This window comes from Kineococcus indalonis (assembly GCF_009906395.1).
Lineage (GTDB): Bacteria > Actinomycetota > Actinomycetes > Actinomycetales > Kineococcaceae > Kineococcus > Kineococcus indalonis.
Genome location: NZ_JAAALM010000003.1, coordinates 1 through 19,742 on the forward strand (window position 1 = coordinate 1; position 19,742 = coordinate 19,742).

The following is a 19,742-nucleotide window of genomic DNA, read 5'->3' on the forward strand; positions in this document are numbered from 1 at the left end:
CGCGTCGGCGTCGCCGCCGGTGCTCAGCGCCTCGCGCAGGGTGGCGCCGAGCAGGTGCACGGTGTGCGGCTCGACGAGCAGGGCGCCGGTGGCGGCGGCGGGGTCGCGGGCGGGGTCCAGCGCGCCCAGGCGCACGGTGCCGCCCTCCGGGGCGCGCTGCCCGGCGAGCACGCCGACGAGGGCGTCGGCGACGGCGACGTCGGTGGTGACCACCCCGAGCATCTCCCCCGGCGCGGCGCTCAGGTCCAGCCCGCGCAGCGGGCCGGCGCTGACGCCCCGCAGGACCAGCGGCGCGGCGCCGCCCTCGGGCGCGGGGGCGGGCACGGCCCCGGTGGGCCCGGCGGTGAGCCCGGCGGTGGACCCGGCGGTGGACCCGGCGGTGGGCCCGGCGGTGGGCCCGGCCGGCAGGAGGGCGGCCACGCGCCCGGCGCTGGCGCGGGCGACGGCCAGGCCCTGCACGCACCGGGTGATGGTGCGCACCGGGTCCTCCAGGAAGGCCGCGGCGCCGACGACGGTGACGAGCTCGCCGACGCCGATGCGCCCGCGCACCGCCAGGGCGGTCGCGGCGGCGGCGGTGCCCAGCAGCAGCAGGCCGGTGGCCAGGGTGCTGGCGCCGACGACGGCGGCGGTGGCGCCGGCGGCGCCGAGGGCCGCCCCGCGGGAGGTGCGGCTGGCGGTGCGGTAGCGGCGCACCGCCTCGGGCACCCCGCCGAAGCCGCGCAGCGGGCGCAGCCCGGCCAGCAGGTCCGCGGCGGTGGCCGAGGCCAGGCCGGCGGCCTCCTGGCGGGTGCGCACCCGCCGCTCCAGGCGCGGGGCCAGGCGCTGCAGGCCCAGCACCAGCAGCGGCACCGCCACCAGCAGCCCGAGGCCGAGCACGACGTCCACGCGCAGCAGCACGACCGCGGAGACGGTGGTGCCCACGCTGGCGGAGACCAGGTACCCGAGCATCGCCAGGACCTCGGCGGTGTGCCGGGTGTCGGAGGTCGCCACGCTGAGCACGTCGCCGTCGCGCAGGGCGGGGGCCACCGGCGGGCGGTGCAGCACGGCGCGCAGCACCTCCACGCGCAGGAGGTGCGCCTCGCGGAACTGCGCGCCGTCGAGGGTGACGAACGCGAAGGCGCCGGCGGAGGTGAGCAGCGCGAACAGCGCCAGCACCCCGGCGACCGACCACGCGATCGCCGCGGTGCTGCCGGTGGACACGGCGCGCGCGACGACGAGGCCGACGGCCACCGGCACCAGCGCCTCGCAGACCTGGTGCACGGTGGAGGCGGCGCAGCCGACGAGGGCGGGGCGCCGGCGGCGGCGCAGGACGTCGGCCAGCAGCCGGCGCGAGGGGGTCACGCCGGTCGACCCTAGCCGGGGCGCCGCCGGGCCCGCCGCGGGTTCCGCCGCGGGGTCCGCCGGGCGCGGCTCAGCGCGCGAAGGCGGCCGCGACCTCCTCGGCGCCGGCCCGGTAGCAGGCGAAGGTGTGGTCCAGGGCGGCCCGCGCCCGCGCCGCGGCCTGCTCCTGCACCACGCCGCACGCGTCGTCGACGACGACCGGCAGGAACCCCAGGTCGGCCGCGTGCCGGGCGGTGGGCTCGATGCCGATCTCCAGCACGGCGCCGACCAGGACCAGGGTGGTGACCCGGCGGTCGCGCAGCAGCAGCTCCAGCGGCGTGCCCACCAGCGCCGACATGCCGAGCTTGTCGAGGACGGGTTCACCGGGCCGCGGGGCCACCTCCTCCACGATCCGCGTCTGCGGCGCGTCGGGCGGGAAGGCGGCCCGCACGGCGTCGGCGCGCTGCACGCGCTGCCACGCCATCGCGGTGCGCAGCCCCGCCACCCCCAGGTGCGAGGGCGGCAGCGAGACGTGGCGCGCGTAGACGACGGGCACGCCGGCGGCGCGGGCGGCGTCGAGCACCCGGGCGGTGCGCCGCAGCACCCCCTCGCGGTCGTGCACGTGCGCGAGGATCCCCTGCTGCGCGTCGTACACCAGCACCGCGCTCACCGCCGGGCGGCACATCTCCGCGACGGTCTCGGGGACCTCGACGCCGTGGGCCTGCTGCACGCTGCGACTGTGGCACCCGGGCGCGCCGGTGACCAGGCCCCCGCGGGGGGCCGTCGGTGCGGCGGGTCGCGGGGCCGGGCGCTCAGCCCTGCGCGAGGGCCGCGCGCACCGCGTCCGCGCCGCGGCGGGCGGCCGAGCGCAGCGCCGCCGGGTCCGGCCCGGCGGCCAGCACCTCGCGGGAGCTGGCGGCCAGCACGTACCGGCGCGCCTCGCCGAAGACGGTGCGCAGGTCCTCGGCGGTGGCGCCCTGCGCACCCACCCCCGGGGCCAGCAGCGGGCCGTTGACGGCGGCGAGGTCGATGCCCAGGTCGCGCACGGCGGTGCCCACGGTGGCGCCGACGACGAGGCCGACGTCGCCCATCGGCGGCACGCCGGCGTTCTCGGCGGCGGCGGCCTCGGCCACCGCGCGCGCCACCGAGCGCCCGTCGGGGCCGGTGGCGTGCTGCACGCCGGGCCCCTCGGGGTTGGACGTCAGCGCCAGGACGAACACGCCGCGGCCGTGCTCGGCGGCCACGTCGAGCAGCGGCTGCAGGGAGCCGAAGCCCAGGTACGGGGAGGCGGTGACGGCGTCCCCGGCCAGCGGGGAGTCCCCGGCGAAGGCGTCGGCGTAGGCGGCCATCGTGGAGCCGATGTCGCCGCGCTTGGCGTCCACCACGGTGAGCACCCCGGCCTCGCGGGCGTCGGCGAGCACCCGCTCCAGGGCGGCCACGCCGCGCGAGCCGTGCCGCTCGAAGAAGGCCGCCTGCGGCTTCAGGGCGGCCACCGACCCCGCGAGCGCCTCGACGACGGTGCGCCCGAAGCGCTCCACGCCGGCGGCGTCGTCGGGCAGGTCCCACGCCGCCAGCAGCGCGGCGTGGGGGTCGATGCCGGCGCACAGCGGGCCGTGCTCGGCCACGGCCGCGGCCAGGCGGGCGCCGAAGCGCCGCCCGGCCGCGACCCCGGGCGCGCTCACGCGTGGAACCCCTCCCAGGCGGCGGCCAGCGCCGCGGCGTGCTCCTGCAGCGGGGCGACGCTGGTGCCGCCGCCGGCGCGCACCGCCTCGATGGCCTGCACCGCCGCGGACAGCTCCTGCACCGTGGTGATGATCGGCGCGCCGACCGCGGTGGAGGCGGCGCGGATCTCGTAGCCGTCGGCGCGGGCCTGGTCGCCGGAGGGGGTGTTGACGACCATGGCGACCTGCCCGGCGCCGATGCGCTCCACGATCGTGGGCTCCCCGCCCTCGCCGGTGCCCTCGGAGTGCTTGCGCACCACGGTGGAGGAGATGCCGTTGCGGCGCAGCACGTCCGCGGTGCCCTCGGTGGCCAGCAGCGTGAAGCCGAGGTCGGCCAGGTGCTTGACGGGGAAGATCATCGCGCGCTTGTCGCGGTCGGCCACCGAGATGAACACGGTGCCGGTGGTGGGCAGCCCGCCGTAGGCGGCGGTCTGGGACTTGCCGAACGCGGTGGGGAAGTCCGCGTCGATGCCCATGACCTCGCCGGTGGAGCGCATCTCCGGGCCCAGCAGGGAGTCCACGACCTGCCCGTCGGCGGTGCGGAAGCGCGCGAAGGGCAGCACGGCCTCCTTCACCGACACCGGCGAGGAGGGCGGCAGGACCCCGCCGTCGCCGCGCGCGGGCAGCAGGCCCTCGGCGCGCAGCTCGCGGATGGGGGTGCCGGCCATGAGGCGCGCGGCGGCCTTGGCCAGCGGCACCCCGGTGGCCTTGGAGACGAACGGCACGGTGCGCGAGGCGCGCGGGTTGGCCTCCAGCACGTACAGCACCCCGGCGGCCAGGGCGAACTGCACGTTGAGCAGGCCGCGCACCCCCACGCCGCGGGCGATGGCCTCGGTGCTGCGGCGCACCCGCTCCAGCTCGGCGCGGCCCAGCGTGGCGGGGGGGATGACGCACGCGGAGTCGCCGGAGTGGATGCCGGCCTCCTCGATGTGCTCCATGATCCCGCCGAGGTACATCTCCTCGCCGTCGAAGAGGGCGTCGACGTCGATCTCGATGGCGTCGTCGAGGAAGCGGTCCACGAGCACCGGGCGCTCCGGGGAGACCTCGGTGGCGGTGGCCATGTACTCCTCGAGGGAGCCCTCGTCGTAGACGATCTGCATGCCGCGCCCGCCCAGCACGTAGCTGGGGCGCACCAGGACCGGGTAGCCGATGCCCTCGGCGATGGCCCTGGCCTCGGGGAAGGAGGATGCGGTGCCGTGCTTGGGGGCCACCAGGCCGGCCTCGTGCAGCACGCGGCCGAACGCGCCGCGCTCCTCGGCGAGGTCGATGGCGGCCGGGGAGGTGCCGATGATCGGCACGCCGGCCTCCTCCAGCTTGGCCGCCAGGCCCAGCGGGGTCTGCCCGCCGAGCTGCACGACGACGCCGGCGACGGGGCCGCAGCGCGTCTCGGCGTGCACGACCTCCAGGACGTCCTCCAGCGTCAGCGGCTCGAAGTACAGCCGGTCGGAGGTGTCGTAGTCCGTGGAGACGGTCTCGGGGTTGCAGTTGACCATGACGGTCTCGAAACCCGCCTCGCGCAGCGCGAAGCTGGCGTGCACGCAGGAGTAGTCGAACTCCACGCCCTGGCCGATGCGGTTGGGCCCGGAGCCGAGGATGACGATGGCGGGCCGCTCGCGCGGGCGCGTCTCGTCCTCCTCGTCGTAGCTGGAGTAGTGGTACGGCGTGGAGGCGGCGAACTCCGCCGCGCAGGTGTCGACGGTCTTGTAGACCGGCCGCACGCCCAGCGCGTGGCGCACGCCGCGCACGACGGCCTCGTCCATGTGCCGCAGCTCGCCGATCTGGGCGTCGGAGAAGCCGTGGCGCTTGGCGTGGCGCAGCAGGTCGGCGGTCAGCTCGTCGGCCTCGCGGACCTCCACGGCGACCTCGTCGATGAGGAAGAGCTGGTCCAGGAACCACGGGTCGATGCGGGTGGACTCGAACAGCTCCTCGGCGGTGGCGCCGGCGCGGATCGCCTGCATGACCAGCCCGATGCGCTCGTCGGTGGGCTGGCGCACCCGGTGCAGCAGGTCGCGCAGGTCGCCGGGGTCGCCGGCCCAGGAGAACGGGGCGCCGCGCTTCTCGGTGCTGCGCAGCGCCTTCTGCAGGGCCTCGGTGAAGTTGCGGCCCAGGGCCATGGCCTCCCCGACGCTCTTCATCGTCGTGGTCAGCGTGGGGTCCGCGGCGGGGAACTTCTCGAAAGCGAACCGCGGCACCTTGACGACGACGTAGTCCAGGGTCGGCTCGAAGCTGGCCGGGGTGGAGCGGGTGATGTCGTTGGGGATCTCGTCGAGGGTGTAGCCCACGGCCAGGCGCGCGGCGATCTTGGCGATGGGGAACCCGGTCGCCTTGGACGCCAGCGCCGAGGAGCGCGACACGCGCGGGTTCATCTCGATGACGATGATGCGCCCGTCGGCGGGGTTGACGGCGAACTGGATGTTGCAGCCGCCGGTGTCGACGCCGACCTCGCGGATGACGGCGATGCCGATGTCGCGCATCCGCTGGTACTCGCGGTCGGTGAGGGTCATCGCGGGGGCGACGGTGATGGAGTCGCCGGTGTGCACGCCCATCGGGTCGAAGTTCTCGATGGAGCAGACGACCACGACGTTGTCGGCGCGGTCGCGCATCAGCTCCAGCTCGTACTCCTTCCAGCCCAGGATCGACTCCTCCAGGAGGACCTCGGTGACCGGGGAGTGGTGCAGGCCCTGCCCGGCGATGCGGCGCAGGTCGGCCTCGTCGTAGGCGAAGCCGGAGCCCAGGCCGCCCATGGTGAAGCTGGGGCGCACCACCACCGGGTAGCCGAGGTCGCCGGCGGCGGCCAGGACCTCGTCCATGGAGTGGCACAGGTGGCTGCGGGCGGACTCCGCGCCGCAGCGCTCCACGACGCCCTTGAACAGCAGCCGGTCCTCGCCGAGCTTGATGGCGTCGACGTCGGCGCCGATGAGCTCGACGCCGTGCTCCTCCAGGACGCCGCTCTCGTACAGCGCGATCGCGGTGTTCAGGGCGGTCTGCCCGCCCAGGGTGGCCAGCAGCGCGTCGGGCTTCTCGCGGGCGATGATCGCCTCGACGGTGGCGGGGGTGATGGGCTCGACGTAGGTGGCGTCGGCCATCTCCGGGTCCGTCATGATCGTGGCCGGGTTGGAGTTGACGAGGACCACGCGCAGGCCCTCGGCCTTGAGCACCCGGCACGCCTGGGTGCCGGAGTAGTCGAACTCCGCGGCCTGGCCGATGACGATCGGCCCGGAGCCGATGACGAGGACCGAGGAGATGTCGGTGCGGCGGGGCATCAGGCGTCCTTCTCGGTCGGGTCGTTCTCGGTGGTGTCCGCCACGCCGGTGTCGTCGACGAGCTGCGCGGCGGGCGTGCCCCCCATGAGGGCGAGGAAGCGGTCGAACAGGTAGGAGGCGTCGTGCGGGCCGGCCGCCGCCTCCGGGTGGTACTGCACGCTGAACGCCGGGGCGTCCAGGCAGCGCAGGCCCTCCACGACGCCGTCGTTGAGGCCGACGTGGCTGACCTCGGCGCGCCCGTACGGGGTCTGGCGCACCTCCCCCGCCCTGCCCTCCACGGCGAAGCCGTGGTTGTGGGCGGTGACCTCGACCTTGCGGGTGGCCAGGTCCATGACGGGCTGGTTGATGCCGCGGTGGCCGTACTTGAGCTTGTAGGTGCCGAAGCCCAGCGCGCGGCCGAGCAGCTGGTTGCCGTAGCAGATCCCGAAGAAGGGGATGCGCCGCTCCAGCACGCCCTGCAGGACCTCGATCTCGTGGGTGGCGGCGGCGGGGTCGCCGGGGCCGTTGGAGAAGAACACCCCGTCGGGGGCGGTGCCGTCGGGGCCGGAGGTGAGCACCTGCTCCAGCGTGGCGGTGGAGGGCAGCACGGCGACCTCCACGCCGCGCTCGGCCAGGCGCTGCGGCGTCATGGACTTGATGCCCAGGTCCACCGCGGCCACGGTGAAGCGGCGCTCGCCGGCGGCCGGCACGACGTAGGGCTCGGGGGTGCTCACCAGGGAGGCCAGGTCGGTGCCGACCATGCCCGGCGCGGTGCGCACCGCCTCCAGCAGCTGCTCGGCGGGGCGCTGGGCGGCCTCGCCGGAGAAGACGCCGACCTTCATGGCGCCGCGCTCGCGCAGGTGCCGGGTCAGGGCGCGGGTGTCCACGCCGGAGACGCCCACGACGCCCTGGGCGTCCAGCTCCTCCTCCAGCGAGCGCCGCGAGCGCCAGCTGGAGGGCACCCGGGCGGGGTCGCGCACGACGTAGCCGGCGACCCAGATGCGCCCGGACTCGGCGTCCTCGTCGTTGTAGCCGGTGTTGCCCACGTGCGGGGCCGTCATGACCACGACCTGGCGGTGGTAGCTGGGGTCGGTGAGGGTCTCCTGGTAGCCGGTCATGCCGGTGGAGAACACCGCCTCCCCGACGGTCTCGCCGACGCGGCCGTACGCGCGGCCGCGGAAGGTGCGGCCGTCCTCCAGCACCAGCACCGCCGGCCCGCGGCCCCCGCGGCCCTGGGTCGTCGCCTCGCTCACCGGGCACCTCCGTCCTCGTCCTCGCGCCTGCGGCGCTCGTTGCGGTCCTCGCGGTGCCTGCGCACCAGTTCCTCCACCTGCTCGGCGAACCGCGCCCCCTCGGCGGCGCGGCGCGGCTTGACGCCGGTGTCGACCACGCGGTCCCCCAGCCGCCAGCGCAGCACCACCAGGCCGTCGCCGCGCCCGACCCACTTGCCGACCATGCCGGGCCCGTGCCCGACGCCCACCACGTCGGCGGTGGGCACCACGAAGGAGCGCGCGCCCTGGCGCAGGAAGCCCACGCCCTCCTCGACGAAGCCGACGGCGACGGCGCTGCGGGTGCCCAGGCCGTGGGCGGCGATGCGGTCCAGGGAGTTCTCCGCGTCCGTGGTGGACACGTACACGCCCTCGAAGGCGTCGCGCATGCCCTGCCAGTCCCTGGAGCCGATCGGGCGCGGCAGCATCTTCTGCCGCAGCGCGCGCCCGCGGTAGCCGGAGAACATCATCCGCCACAGCAGCAGCAGCGCGACGAGCAGGACGATCGTCCAGACGAACCTCACGGCCGCTCCCCCTCCCCGCCGGCGTGCACCGGGCGCCCCTCGAGCACGGTGGCGCGGCCGCGGAAGAAGGTGGCCACGACGCGGCCGGGCAGCTCGGTGCCGCGGAAGGGCGAGTTGCGCCCGGCGGTGGCCATCCGCTCCGGCTCGACCGTCCAGCGCGCGGCGGGGTCGAGCAGCACGAGGTTGGCGGGGCTGCCGGCGGCCAGCGGCGCGCCCTGGCCGGCGAGGCGGCCGATGCGCGCCGGCGCGGCGGACATGCGGTCGGCGACCTCGGCCCAGGTGAGCAGCCCGGTGTCCACCATCGTGGACTGCACGACCGACAGGGCGGTCTCCAGCCCGGTCATGCCCATGGCCGCGGCGGACCACTCGCAGTCCTTGGCCTCCACCGGGTGCGGGGCGTGGTCGGTGGCGACGACGTCGATGGTGCCGTCGGCCAGGCCCTCGCGCACCGCCTCCACGTCGGCCTGCGTGCGCAGCGGCGGGTTCACCTTGTAGACGGGGTCGTAGCCGCGCACGAGCTCGTCGGTGAGCAGCAGGTGGTGGGGGGTGACCTCGGCGGTGACCCGCACACCGCGCGCCTTGGCCCAGCGCACGATCTCCACCGAGCCGGCGGTGGACAGGTGGCACACGTGCAGGCGGGAGCCGACGTGGTCGGCCAGCAGCACGTCGCGGGCGATGACCGCCTCCTCGGCGACGCTGGGCCAGCCGCGCAGGCCCAGCACGGAGGAGACGGCGCCCTCGTTCATCTGCGCGCCCTCCGTCAGGCGCGGCTCCTGGGCGTGCTGGGCGATGACGCCGTCGAAGGCGCGCACGTACTCCAGCGCCCGGCGCATCAGCACCGCGTCGGAGACGCAGTGGCCGTCGTCGGAGAAGACGCGCACCGCGGCGGCGGAGTCGGCCATGGCGCCCAGCTCGGCGAGCTGCTGCCCGGCCAGGCCGGTGGTCACCGCCCCCACGGGGCGCACCTGCACCCAGCCGGCCTGCTCGCCCAGGCGCTGCACCTGCTCCACGACGCCGGCGGTGTCGGCGACGGGGAAGGTGTTGGCCATGGCGAACACGGCGGTGTAGCCGCCCAGGGCGGCCGCGCGCGAGCCGGACTCGACCGTCTCGGCGTCCTCGCGGCCCGGTTCGCGCAGGTGGGTGTGCAGGTCGACCAGGCCGGGCAGGGCGACCAGGCCCTCGGCCCGCACGACCTCGGCGCCCTCCGGCGCGGCCAGGCCGGGGCCGACCTCGGCGATCAGGCCGTCGCGCAGCAGCAGGTCGGCGGGCTCGCCGCCGAGCACGCGCGCGCCGGTGACCAGGGTGGTGCTCACGAGTCGCCTCCGGGGGTGGGTGCGGCCGGTTCCCCGCCGGCCAGCAGCAGGTACAGCACCGCCATGCGCACCGCCACGCCGTTGCCGACCTGCTCCACGATCGTGGAGCGGGCGCTGTCGGCGGCGTCGGCGGAGATCTCCAGGCCGCGGTTCATCGGCCCGGGGTGCATGACGATGGCGTGCTCGGGCAGCAGGGCGGCGCGGCGGCGGTCCAGGCCGTAGCGGCGGCTGTACTCGCGCGCGGAGGGGAAGAAGCCGCCGCCGGTGGTGGTCATCCGCTCGGCCTGCACGCGCAGCGTCATCACCGCGTCCGGTGCGCCGCCGGTCAGGGCGGCGTCGAGGTCGTGGGAGACCTCGCACGGCCAGGTGCCCACGCCCACGGGCAGCAGGGTCGGCGGGGCCACGAGGGTGACGTGCGCGCCCAGGGTGTGCAGCAGCAGCACGTTGGAGCGGGCGACGCGCGAGTGCAGCACGTCGCCGACGATCACCACGCGCACGCCGTGCAGGTCGCGGCCCAGCGCGTGCCCGCTGCCGGCCGCGCGCAGGTGCCGGCGCATCGTGTAGGCGTCCAGCAGGGCCTGGGTGGGGTGCTCGTGGGTGCCGTCGCCGGCGTTGACGACGGCGCTGCGCGACCAGCCGGCGTGGGCCAGGCGGTGCGGGGCGCCGGAGGCGGAGTGGCGCACCACGACCGCGTCGGCGCCCATGGCCTCCAGGGTCAGGGCGGTGTCCTTCAGGGACTCGCCCTTGGAGACGCTGGAGCCCTTGGCGGAGAAGTTGATGACGTCCGCGGACAGCCGCTTGGCGGCGGCCTCGAAGGAGGTGCGGGTGCGGGTGGAGTCCTCGAAGAAGAGGTTGACCACGGTGCGCCCGCGCAGCGTGGGCAGCTTCTTGATCTCGCGGCGCTGGGTGGCGGCCATCTGCTCGGCCACGTCGAGCACGTGCACGGCGCCGTCGCGGTCGAGGTCGGCGGCCGAGAGCAGGTGGCGCATCAGCGCTCACCGCCGGCGGCCGGGGCGGGCGTGCTGATCTCCACGGCGTCGCGCCCGTCGCGCTCGGCCAGCAGGACGCTGACGCGCTCGGCGGAGGAGGTGGGCAGGTTCTTGCCCACGTGGTCGGCGCGGATGGGCAGCTCGCGGTGGCCGCGGTCGACGAGGACGGCCAGGCGCACGGCGCGGGGGCGGCCGAGGTCGGAGAGGGCGTCCAGGGCGGCGCGCACGGTGCGCCCGGAGTAGAGCACGTCGTCGACGAGCACGACGACCTTGTCGTCGACGCCGCCGGCGGGCAGCTCGGTGGGCAGCAGCCCGCGGGTGGGGTTCCGGCGCAGGTCGTCGCGGTACATGGTCACGTCCAGGGAGCCGACGGGCACGTGGGCGCCCTCGACCTCGGCGATGCGCGCGGCCAGGCGCTGGGCCAGCGGCACGCCCCGGGTGGGGATGCCCAGCAGCACCAGGTCGTCGGGACCCTTGTTGGCCTCGAGCAGCTCGTGGGCGATGCGCGTCAGCGCCCGCTGGACGTCGGCTCCTTCGAGCAGGACGCGCCGGGCAGCAGTCACCACCGACCTCCTTCCCCGCCTCACGGGACGGATCCTTAAAGGACGTCTTCGACGCGGCCCGGGGAGCGGGCCGCGGTGAGCGCCACCCTACAGGGGGCCCCGGGCGGGCGGCGGGGGGTGCCCCCAGCGGTGATCACTGTCGTTGTGAGATCAAACGCTCACGTGGAGTAACGCATCTGGTGCCGAGAGAGTGGAAATCCCACGGAGAGCGGCCGTTCACGGTGGGTCAGCTTGACGAAGTTCTTCACGCTCCGTGACGATTCTCCGTATGGCATCGGACTACTCCCGCGCACTCGGATCGCGCCTTCGCGCCATCCGTACCCAACAGGGGCTGTCCCTGCACGGCGTCGAAGAGAAGTCCGAGGGACGGTGGAAGGCCGTCGTCGTGGGCTCCTACGAGCGCGGCGACCGTGCGGTGACCGTCCAGCGGCTCGCAGAGCTCGCGGACTTCTACGGGGTCCCGGTCTCGGCCCTCCTCCCCGAAGGCGCCCCGCAGGGCAGCACCGAGCCGCCGGCGCGGCTCGTGCTCGACCTGGAGCGCCTCCAGGAGGTGCCCGCCGAGAAGGCCGGCCCCCTCGACCGCTACGCGAAGACCATCCAGTCCCAGCGCGGCGACTACAACGGCCGGGTGCTGAGCATCCGCGCCGACGACCTGCGCACCCTGGCCGTCATCTACGACGTGCCGGCCACGACCCTGTGCGACGAGTTCATCGCCTGGGGCGTGCTCAACCCCGACGCCCGCCGGGCCGTCGAGCACGGCTGAGGCGGGACGCCAGGCACGACGCAGGCACAGCACCACCGGACGCACCGCGGCCCGGTCGCCCCGCGCGGGGCGACCGGGCCGTCGTGCGTGGTGCCGCGCGCGCCGCACGCGCCGCGCCGGGGGCGCGGGCGGGCGGCTCAGGCGGTGAGGGTCTCCTTCAGCTCCGCGATGCGCGCCAGCAGGCCGTTGACGAAGCGCGGGGACTCGTCGGTGGACAGCTCCTGGCACAGCTCCACGGCCTCGCTGATGGCCACGTGGTCGGGCACGTCGTCGGCGTGCAGGACCTCCCACACGCCGATGCGCAGCACCGCGCGGTCCACCGCGGGCATGCGGTCCACCGTCCAGCCCATCGAGTAGGTCGAGAGCACCTCGTCGATGCGCGGCAGCTCGGCCACGACGCCCTCGACGAGGGTGGAGGCGTACTCCCCGACCGGCGGGTCCGCGCGCTGGATCTTGTCCTTGAGCACGGCCAGCGGCTCCAGGCCCCGCTGGTCGGCCTCGAAGAGGACCTCCAGCGCCCGGCGGCGCGCCTTGTGGCGGGCGGCCACGTCAGCTCACGCGGCCGAGGTAGTCCCCGGTGCGGGTGTCGACCTTCACCTTGGTGCCCTGCTCCAGGAACAGCGGCACCTGGATCTCCGCGCCGGTCTCCACGGTGGCGGGCTTGGTGCCGCCGGTGGAGCGGTCGCCCTGCAGGCCGGGCTCGGTGTAGGTGATCTCCAGGACCACGGAGGCGGGCAGCTCCACGTACAGCGGGGTGCCCTCGTGGGTGGCGACGATCGCCTCCTGGCTCTCCAGCATCCAGTTCGCCGCGTCGCCGACCGTGGCGGCGGGGATGGTGATCTGGTCGTAGGTCGAGGAGTCCATGAACACGAAGTCCTCGCCGTCGCGGTACAGGTACTGCATGTCCCGCTTGTCCACGGTGGCGGTGTCGACCTTGGTGCCGGCGTTGAAGGTGCGGTCGACGACCTTGCCGGACAGGACGTTCTTCAGCTTCGTCCGCACGAAGGCCCCGCCCTTGCCGGGCTTCACGTGCTGGAACTCGACCACCGACCACAGGTTGCCGTCGAGGTTGAGCACCGTGCCGTTCTTCAGGTCGTTCGTGGTTGCCACGTCGTCTCTCAGTCCGTCTCGTCGTCCGTGCGTCCCGCGGACCGGGACCGGGCGCGGGTGTGGTGGCGCCATCGTACCGAGGGGCGGCACCCACCGGCTGCCGGCGCGGGTCGCGCACCGCCGCCCGCCCCGGCGCACGCTGGGCGCCGGCGCCCGACGGGGCCCCCGCACGGACGGGTGCCGCCCGCCCGGGTGACCCCGCTCGGGCCGCCCGCCGGGCGTGCCGACAGCACCCCCATGGCCTCGTTCCCCACCGGCGGCGACCCGCGCTTCAGCGCGCGCCCGGGGTCCTCCGACCCCAACGCCGACTTCTACGCCACCCCCGTGCGGGGCGGCGGCGCCTCCCCCGGCGCAGGTCTGCCCGGTGCCGCTCTGCCCGGTGCCGCTCTGCCCGGGCGCACCCCGGTGCCCGCGTGGGGCAAGGTCCTCATCGGCCTCGGCGCCGCCACCTGCGCCCTGTGCGCGGTGGCCTTCGTCGGCGCGGTGGGCGTCCCCGCCCTGCGGGCCCAGCGGGCGGCGGCCGCCGACGCGGACGTCCAGGCGGACCTGCGGACCGTGGCGCACGCCCAGGAGGCGTACTGGAGCAGCCACGGCACCTACACCCCCGACCCGGGCGCCCTGGGCGTCGCCACGCCCGACAGCGACGTGGCGGTGCTGTTCGCGGACCCCGCGCGGTACTGCCTCGGCGGGCGCGACCCGCAGGGCCGCGGCGCCGTCTGGTACCTCTCCTCGACCGGCGGGAAACCCTCGACGACGCCGTGCGCCTGAACGGGGGAGGGCCGCTTCAGCCCCGCCCCCGCGGCGACGATCCACCACCGTGGCCGACCCGATCAGCGAGCACCCGCGACGTCCGGGCGCTGCGGGGGCGGTGCCGTGGCTGGAACCGCTGCTGCGCCGGCGCTACGCCGTCGTGGCGGCGCTCCTCGCGGTGTCGATCACTGCGCGCCTGCTCAGCGACGGGTTGCCCGGCGACTGGCACTACTTCCGCGAGGCGGCCCGCGTCCTGACCTCCAGCGAGGCCTTGGGGTTCTACCCGGACCACTTCGCCACCAAGGTGGGGCCGCTGCCCCTCCTGCTGGTCGCACCGCTGGCGCTGCTGCCCGAGGTCCCCGGGACGATCGCGGTGCTGACGCTGAGCGCGGCGTGCCTGCTGGTGTGCCTGCGCGTCCTGGAGGGTGCGGCACGGGCTGCAGGGCTCCCCGGTGACCGCCGGGCGACCACGCTCGTCGGTGGCGCGCTGGCCGTGGTCGCGTGGCAGGAGCTGTCGATCACCTACGTCCATCCCGAGGACGTGCTGATCGCCGTCCTCGGCTGCCTCGCCCTGCGCGCGGTGCTGGAGGGGCGCCCCTGGACCACCGCCGTCCTCGTCGGGCTCGCGGCCGGCGGCAAGCCGTGGGCCGTCGGGCTCCTCCCGCTGGCCCTGTGCGCGGCCGCGGGCCGGCGCCGCTGGGTGGCGCTCGGGCTGGCCGGGGCGGTCACGGCGGCTCCGTGGCTGCCCTTCCTCGTGGCGGCCCCGGAGACGCTGCACGCGATCGCCGCGAGCACCAACACGGTCTTCACCGACACGCCCCTGGGGCAGCTCGGCTACGGCGGCGAGCTCTTCCCCGCCTTCGCCCGGCCCGTGCAGTACGCGGTGGTCGTCCTCGTGGGCGTCCTGCTCGCGCTGCGCGGGCAGTGGCGCCTGCTGCCGCTGGGTTGCGTGGCGGCCAGGTTGGCGACCGATCCGCAATCGCTGGGCTACTACTGGGCGACCTTCGCCGTCGCCGCCCTGGCGGCGGACCTGCTCAGCCGCCGCAGCCTCCCGCGGTGGACCGTGCTCGTGGTGCTGGTGACCCTCGAGCTGGACGGGGTCGTCAACGACGACACGCTCGGGGCGGTGCTGCAGGCTGCGCCCCTGGTCGTGCTGGTCGCCTCGGTGCTGCTCCCCCGGCCGCGCTGGTCAGCCGGCGCTGATCTCCGCGTACGCGGCCTGCAGCATCGCCGGGTCCGGCCCTTCCAGGCGTGAGGGCCGGCCGATGCCGTCCAGGACGACGAAGCGCAGCAGCGCCCCGCGGGACTTCTTGTCGCGCTTCATGGCGTCCAGCAGCTGCGGCCAGCGGTCCCCGCGGTAGGTGACGGGCAGCCCCAGGGAGCTGAGCACCTCGCGGTGGCGGTCGGCGTCGGCGTCGGACAGGCGCCCCGCCATGCGGGCCAGCTCGGCGACGTAGACGAGGCCGACGCTCACGGCGGCGCCGTGGCGCCACTGGTAGCGCTCGACGTGCTCGACGGCGTGGGCGAAGGTGTGCCCGTAGTTGAGGATCTCCCGCAGGTTCGACTCCTTGAGGTCCTCCCCCACCACGCGCGCCTTGACGCGGACCGCGCGCTCGACGAGCTCCGCCAGCACCGGCGAGCGCGGGTCGGTGGCCGCGGCCACGTCGGCCTCGACGAGCTCGAGGATGCGCGGGTCGGCGATGAAGCCGCACTTGACGACCTCGGCCAGGCCGGCGCGCAGGTCGTGCGGCGGCAGGGTGTCCAGGGCGTCGAGGTCGCACAGGACCCCGGCGGGCGGGTGGAAGGAGCCGACGAGGTTCTTGCCCTCGGCGGTGTTGATGCCCGTCTTGCCCCCCACGGCGGCGTCCACCATCGCCAGCAGCGTGGTGGGCACGTGCACCACGCGCACGCCGCGCAGCCAGGTGGCCGCGACGAACCCGGCGAGGTCGGTGACCGCTCCCCCGCCGACGCCGACGACGGCGTCGGAGCGGGTGAAGTCCGACTGCCCCAGGACCGTCCAGCAGAAGGCGGCGACCTCGGCGGACTTGGCCTCCTCGCCGTCGGGGACCTCCGCGAGCACCGCCTCCAGGCCCTGGGAGACCAGGTCGTCGCGCACGGCCTCGCCGGTGCTGCGCAGGGCGCGCGGGTGCACGACGAGCACCTTGGCGACCCGCTCGCCCAGCAGCCCGCGCAGCTCCCCCAGCAGGCCCCGGCCGACGACGACGTCGTAGGGGGCCTCGCCCGGCACGGTGATCCGGACGGGTGCGGTGGTCTGGCTGGGCTCGGTCATCGGTCCTCCGGGTCTGGCGCGGCGCGTCCCGGCCCGCTGGCGGCCGGCTCGATCTGGGCCAGGACGTCGCGGGCGACCTCCTCGGCCGTCCGCCCGTCCGTGACCACGCAGACCGTAGCGACCTCCTCGTACAGGCGCTGACGGGCGGCGTGCAGGTCGGCGAGGTCGGGACGCTGCAGCACCGGCCGGTTGGGGTCGCCGCCGGTGCGCGCGCGGGTCTGCTCCAGGCTCACCCGCAGGTGCACCACGGTGTGCCCGGACAGCGCCCGGCGGGTCGCCGCGCGCCCGCAGGCGCCGCCGCCGAGGGAGACCACGGCCTCCCCGCCCGCCAGTACGTCCACGACCGCCGCCTGCTCCAGGTCCCGGAAGGCCTCCTCGCCGTCGGTGCGGAAGACCTCTGGGACCGCCCGGCCGGCGCGCTGCTCGACGACGTCGTCGGTGTCGGTGAACGGCAGGTGCAGGTGCCCGGCGAGCAGGCGGCCCACCGTCGTCTTGCCGGCACCCATGAAGCCGACGAGGACGATCACGGGCGGGCTCCTGCGGGTGGGTTCTAGACGGGCCCACTGATCCTAGGACGACGACGGGCCCGCACCCCACGGAGGGTGCGGGCCCGTCGGGCAGCGGTGCTCGTCGGCGGGGTCAGCGGACCTCGGTGACCCTGCCGGTGGCCCAGGTGAACAGCAGCGAGCGGCCCTGGAAGTCCTGCCGGACGCCGCCGGGGACGGCGTACTCGTCGCTGACGGGGTAGCCGAGGTAGCCGGCCTCCCAGCCGGTGGACGCCCAGGCGTCGCGGAGAGCGCCACGGACGGTGTGAGCACCGGTGCGCGGGCTCCAGTAGACGGAACCGCCCTCGAAGGCGGAGAACGCACCGCCCCGCAGGTGGACCTCGGAGGTCACGGGGAAGCCGAGAGGACCCCTCTCCCAGCCGGTGGAGCCGTACTCGCGCAGGATCTCGCCCCGCACGGCCTGGGCACCGGTCTGCGGCGTCCAGTAGACGAGGCCGCCGTTGAACTCCTGGAAGACGCCGCGGCCGATGCGGACCTCTTCACCGCGGGGGGCGCCGAGGTACGAGAAGACGCCACCCATCGTCAGCCACCGGTCCAGGACCGCCCCCTTGACGATCCGCGCCCCGGTCCACGGGGTCCAGACCACGTGACCCCAGGTGAAGACCGACGACGCGCCCCCGGGGAAGCCGATCTCGTCGCTCTGCGGCCACCCCAGCTCACCGGCCTCGGCCCCAGCGGCGCGGTAGCGCTTGAGGATCTCCCCCTTGACGGTGCGCGTGATCCCGGCGCGGGTGTACACCGCGGAATCGTCCGGGCGGTCGACGACACCGCTCGCCGCTGCCCTCGTGACGGCAGCGCGCACGTCGAGCAGGCCGGCGCCGTACCCGCCCCAGCCGACCACCTTCGTGGACGACTCCTGGAGGACGGTGCGGACGGCGGCCGGGCTGAGCGTCGGGCTCACGGCCAGGACGTCGGCCACGGCGCCGGAGACCTGCGGGGCCGAGAAGGAGGTGCCGGTGACGGGCTCGTACCGGGACCACGGCACAGCGGCGAGGACGCCCTCCCCGGGAGCGCTGAGGTCCACGAACTCGTTGTGGGTCGCCCAGCTGTCCACCCCGCCCAGGTCGGCGGAGGAGACCGAGATGACCTCGTCGAATGCGGCCGGGTAGCTGACCGGGTTGCCGCAGGCCGTGGTGACCCCCTCGGTGCACGGGTCGCCGGAGTTGCCCGCGGAGGCGACGACGACGACGCCCTTCCTCACCGCGTACGCGATCGCGGTCTTCAGCGCGTCGGACGCCTCGTCGCTGCCCAGGGACAAGTTGATGACGTCGGCACCGTTGTCGGCGGCGTACAGGACGCCCTGCGCGACGGCCGACGACGGGCAGCCCAGGTCGGAGCAGACGCGGACGGGGAGGATCGTGGCGTCGGGTGCCACACCCGCGGCGCCCTCGGCATTCCGGAGCGCAGCGGCGATCGTGCTCGCCACGGCGGTTCCGTGGGTCTCCTCGTACGACTTGGACGAGTTGGCCGGGGCGAAGTCGACCATCGGCAGCACGCGGCCGACCAGGTCGGGGTGGTTGAGCTGGACGCCCTGGTCGAGGACGGCCACGACGACACCACGCCCCGTGGACACCGGCCACGCCTGCGGAGCCTTGATCTTGACCAGGTGGGTGGCCTGCGAGAGCAGCGGATCCGTCCCGGTCGCGTGCACGTGCAGCACCTGGGCGACACCGGCCTCCACGACACCCGCTTGCGACTGGAGCCGGGTCGCCAGGGCGTCAGCCGCCGCAGCACCCGGTGCGGGCACCGAGGTGATCTGCAACGACCCGCCGACGCTGCGGACGACGTCGACCATCACGGGGCCGCTCGAGGCCGAGGCGGGCGCCGCGGCGAGGAGCGGCAGGGTGACGACCGGAACACCAGCGGACAGAAGCAGTCTGCGCGCCGCGCGGGGAAGCATTCTCATGGTGATCTCCTGTTCGAGGCGTGAGTCAGCGGACCGCTGCGTCGCCGAGGTGGACGTGGTTGTCCGTGGCGGTACCCGGGACTGCTCCCGCAGGCGTGGTCGTCACGATCTTGAGGTTGTCGACCCCTCGGACGTCGAGGTCGAAGCGCGCCGGCTGTCCCGGCGAGACCCGCCGGGAGGCGAGCAGCTTCTCGTCGCCGTACACCTCGACGGTGGACGTGAGCCCCGTCGTGTTGAGGTCCGCGACGCCCGCGACCATGGAGAAGCTGGAGAAGGCGGACCCGAGCTTCCAGGTGCGGTACTCGGAGTTGCGCGGGTCGGTGTCGTACGCCACGGAACGCGGGTAGAAGTGCCCACCCATCGTGGCGTGCGAGACGGTCCACTTGGCACCGCCGACCGGTGCGGGGAGGTCCTCCAGGTACGTCCAGCGGGGCGATCCGGGCGGCTGGCAGTTGGTCCGCTTGAGGGCTGCTTCGCTCACCGTGGAAGGTCCGCCGAACGCCTGCAGCGCCGGCTGCGCCTGCTCGAACGGCAACTGGACGCGCTCGATCTCCAGGTTGACGGTCTCGGGGACGCAGGTGGCGTGAGCGAGCAGCAGCGGGCCGTCCAGCCGGCCGGCGTAGGCACCCGCCGGGAGGGCGTCGGGGAACTTCTCACCGCTCACCACGGTGACGTCCTCGGCGCTGGGGAAGAACGAGCGGCTCACCGCGACGGCCGTCTCGTACCGGTCGGCACCGTGCAGCCGGTCGACCGGCGCGGCGGTGAAGCGCTGGAGCTCCTGGCGCACCGCCTCGGAGACCTTGCCCTCACCGCCCACGACCGTGATCGCCTGCGGGCGCAGTCGCGCCAGCTCGGCCGCGGTCTCGGTCGGCAGCGCGTCGCGCCGCACCAGCAGCACGGGTGAGTCGGCGTGAGCTGCCGCCGCCGAGCCGGCGAGGGCGTCGGGGAAGTCCTCCCCGGTGGCCACGACGACCCGTTCCACGCCGGGCTGGTAGAACCGGGCGGACAGCTTCGCGGCGGTGTCGTAGCGGTCCAGCCCCTCCACGCGTTCGAGCTGCGCGCGCGTGTTCTGCTGCAGCCAGGTCATGACGTCGAGGCCGACGGCCCCCTCGCTGCCCACCACGACGATGCGCTCGGCGTAGACGACGCGCTCACGCACCTCCTGGGTGAGCTGGCGCTTGGGGGTGAGGTAGACGTTGCCGCCGAGCATCCCCGCGACGGCTCCGGCCGTGAGGCCGTCGGGGAACTTCTCCCCCGTGACGATGAACGCGGTCCCGGTGGGGTCCCCCTCGGCCATCACGGAGGTCGTGTAGCGGTCCGCGCCGTAGGCGACGGAGAACCGCAGGGGGGTCGCCGACGCGCTGGCGGCGAGGACCGTGCTCACCGCACCAGCGGCGGTGAGCACGGTGAGGGCTCG

18 protein-coding genes are annotated in these 19,742 nt (G+C 75.1%); 3 read left to right on the plus strand and 15 right to left on the minus strand.

The features are described 5' to 3' along the window. The 9 genes from GTR00_RS24645 to pyrR all read right to left on the minus strand — a co-directional run. Positions 1-1,341, minus strand: a 1,341-nt coding sequence (locus GTR00_RS24645; RefSeq protein ID WP_166609687.1) for an ABC transporter ATP-binding protein, incomplete at its 3' end; no start/stop codon positions are given. Between the two features lie 70 nt (positions 1,342-1,411). Continuing rightward, positions 1,412-2,050 carry a cysteine hydrolase gene (locus GTR00_RS00375; RefSeq protein ID WP_166609688.1) on the minus strand — a complete coding sequence of 213 codons (639 nt, stop codon included), beginning with the start codon at positions 2,048-2,050 and terminating at the stop codon, positions 1,412-1,414. Between the two features lie 82 nt (positions 2,051-2,132). Beyond that, positions 2,133-3,002: an orotidine-5'-phosphate decarboxylase gene (pyrF, locus tag GTR00_RS00380; RefSeq protein WP_166609689.1), complete on the minus strand. Its 870-nt coding sequence runs from the start codon at positions 3,000-3,002 to the stop codon at positions 2,133-2,135. Further along, positions 2,999-6,304: a carbamoyl-phosphate synthase large subunit gene (carB, locus tag GTR00_RS00385; protein WP_166609690.1), complete on the minus strand. Its 3,306-nt coding sequence runs from the start codon at positions 6,302-6,304 to the stop codon at positions 2,999-3,001. The genes pyrF and carB overlap by 4 nt, the downstream gene beginning before the upstream one ends. Beyond that, complete coding sequence (gene carA / locus GTR00_RS00390; protein WP_166609691.1) at positions 6,304-7,536, minus strand: glutamine-hydrolyzing carbamoyl-phosphate synthase small subunit; 1,233 nt, start codon at positions 7,534-7,536, stop codon at positions 6,304-6,306. The genes carB and carA overlap by 1 nt, the downstream gene beginning before the upstream one ends. Continuing rightward, positions 7,533-8,075: a PH-like domain-containing protein gene (locus GTR00_RS00395; RefSeq protein ID WP_166609692.1), complete on the minus strand. Its 543-nt coding sequence runs from the start codon at positions 8,073-8,075 to the stop codon at positions 7,533-7,535. Before GTR00_RS00395 ends, carA begins: the two co-directional genes overlap by 4 nt. Further along, positions 8,072-9,388, minus strand: a complete 1,317-nt coding sequence (locus GTR00_RS00400; RefSeq protein ID WP_166609693.1) for a dihydroorotase — start codon at positions 9,386-9,388, stop codon at positions 8,072-8,074. Before GTR00_RS00400 ends, GTR00_RS00395 begins: the two co-directional genes overlap by 4 nt. Beyond that, the gene (locus tag GTR00_RS00405) at positions 9,385-10,377 is read right to left on the minus strand and encodes an aspartate carbamoyltransferase catalytic subunit (RefSeq protein ID WP_166609694.1); all 993 of its coding nucleotides are present in this window, start codon (positions 10,375-10,377) and stop codon (positions 9,385-9,387) included. Before GTR00_RS00405 ends, GTR00_RS00400 begins: the two co-directional genes overlap by 4 nt. Further along, on the minus strand, positions 10,377-10,943 hold the full coding sequence (gene pyrR, locus GTR00_RS00410; RefSeq protein WP_323132111.1) for a bifunctional pyr operon transcriptional regulator/uracil phosphoribosyltransferase PyrR: 567 nt from the start codon (positions 10,941-10,943) through the stop codon (positions 10,377-10,379). The genes GTR00_RS00405 and pyrR overlap by 1 nt, the downstream gene beginning before the upstream one ends. 265 nt (positions 10,944-11,208) lie before the next feature. Between pyrR and bldD the strand changes: the two genes are divergently transcribed. Continuing rightward, a complete protein-coding gene (gene bldD / locus GTR00_RS00415; RefSeq protein ID WP_166609695.1) occupies positions 11,209-11,703 on the plus strand; it encodes a transcriptional regulator BldD in 495 nt (164 codons plus the stop codon). A gap of 137 nt (positions 11,704-11,840) precedes the next feature. On the opposite strand, the gene nusB is transcribed toward bldD, so the two are convergent. Continuing rightward, positions 11,841-12,251, minus strand: coding sequence for a transcription antitermination factor NusB (gene nusB / locus GTR00_RS00420; protein ID WP_166609696.1), 411 nt, complete (start codon positions 12,249-12,251; stop codon positions 11,841-11,843). Between the two features lies 1 nt (position 12,252). Further along, positions 12,253-12,813, minus strand: coding sequence for an elongation factor P (gene efp, locus GTR00_RS00425; RefSeq protein WP_166609697.1), 561 nt, complete (start codon positions 12,811-12,813; stop codon positions 12,253-12,255). A 237-nt stretch (positions 12,814-13,050) separates the two neighbouring features. On the opposite strand from efp, the gene GTR00_RS24650 reads away from it, so the two are divergent. Beyond that, entirely contained in the window at positions 13,051-13,581 is a 531-nt protein-coding gene (locus GTR00_RS24650) for a hypothetical protein (RefSeq protein WP_166609698.1), read from the plus strand. Between the two features lie 49 nt (positions 13,582-13,630). Then, positions 13,631-14,818: a glycosyltransferase 87 family protein gene (locus GTR00_RS00435; protein ID WP_166609699.1), complete on the plus strand. Its 1,188-nt coding sequence runs from the start codon at positions 13,631-13,633 to the stop codon at positions 14,816-14,818. On the opposite strand, the gene aroB is transcribed toward GTR00_RS00435, so the two are convergent. From aroB to GTR00_RS00455, 4 genes are all read right to left on the minus strand, one after another. After that, positions 14,753-15,853 (minus strand): 3-dehydroquinate synthase, encoded by a 1,101-nt coding sequence (gene aroB / locus GTR00_RS00440; RefSeq protein ID WP_166609700.1) that lies wholly within the window; start codon positions 15,851-15,853, stop codon positions 14,753-14,755. The two genes, GTR00_RS00435 and aroB, sit on opposite strands and share 66 nt — an antisense overlap. Then, positions 15,850-16,380: a shikimate kinase gene (locus GTR00_RS00445; RefSeq protein ID WP_166609701.1), complete on the minus strand. Its 531-nt coding sequence runs from the start codon at positions 16,378-16,380 to the stop codon at positions 15,850-15,852. The genes aroB and GTR00_RS00445 overlap by 4 nt, the downstream gene beginning before the upstream one ends. 112 nt (positions 16,381-16,492) lie before the next feature. Next, complete coding sequence (locus GTR00_RS00450) at positions 16,493-18,070, minus strand: S8 family serine peptidase (protein ID WP_166609702.1); 1,578 nt, start codon at positions 18,068-18,070, stop codon at positions 16,493-16,495. Positions 18,071-18,350: 280 nt separating this feature from the next. After that, a complete protein-coding gene (locus tag GTR00_RS00455) occupies positions 18,351-19,709 on the minus strand; it encodes a cell wall-binding repeat-containing protein (RefSeq protein ID WP_166609703.1) in 1,359 nt (452 codons plus the stop codon). Between the last annotated feature and the right edge of the window lie 33 nt (positions 19,710-19,742).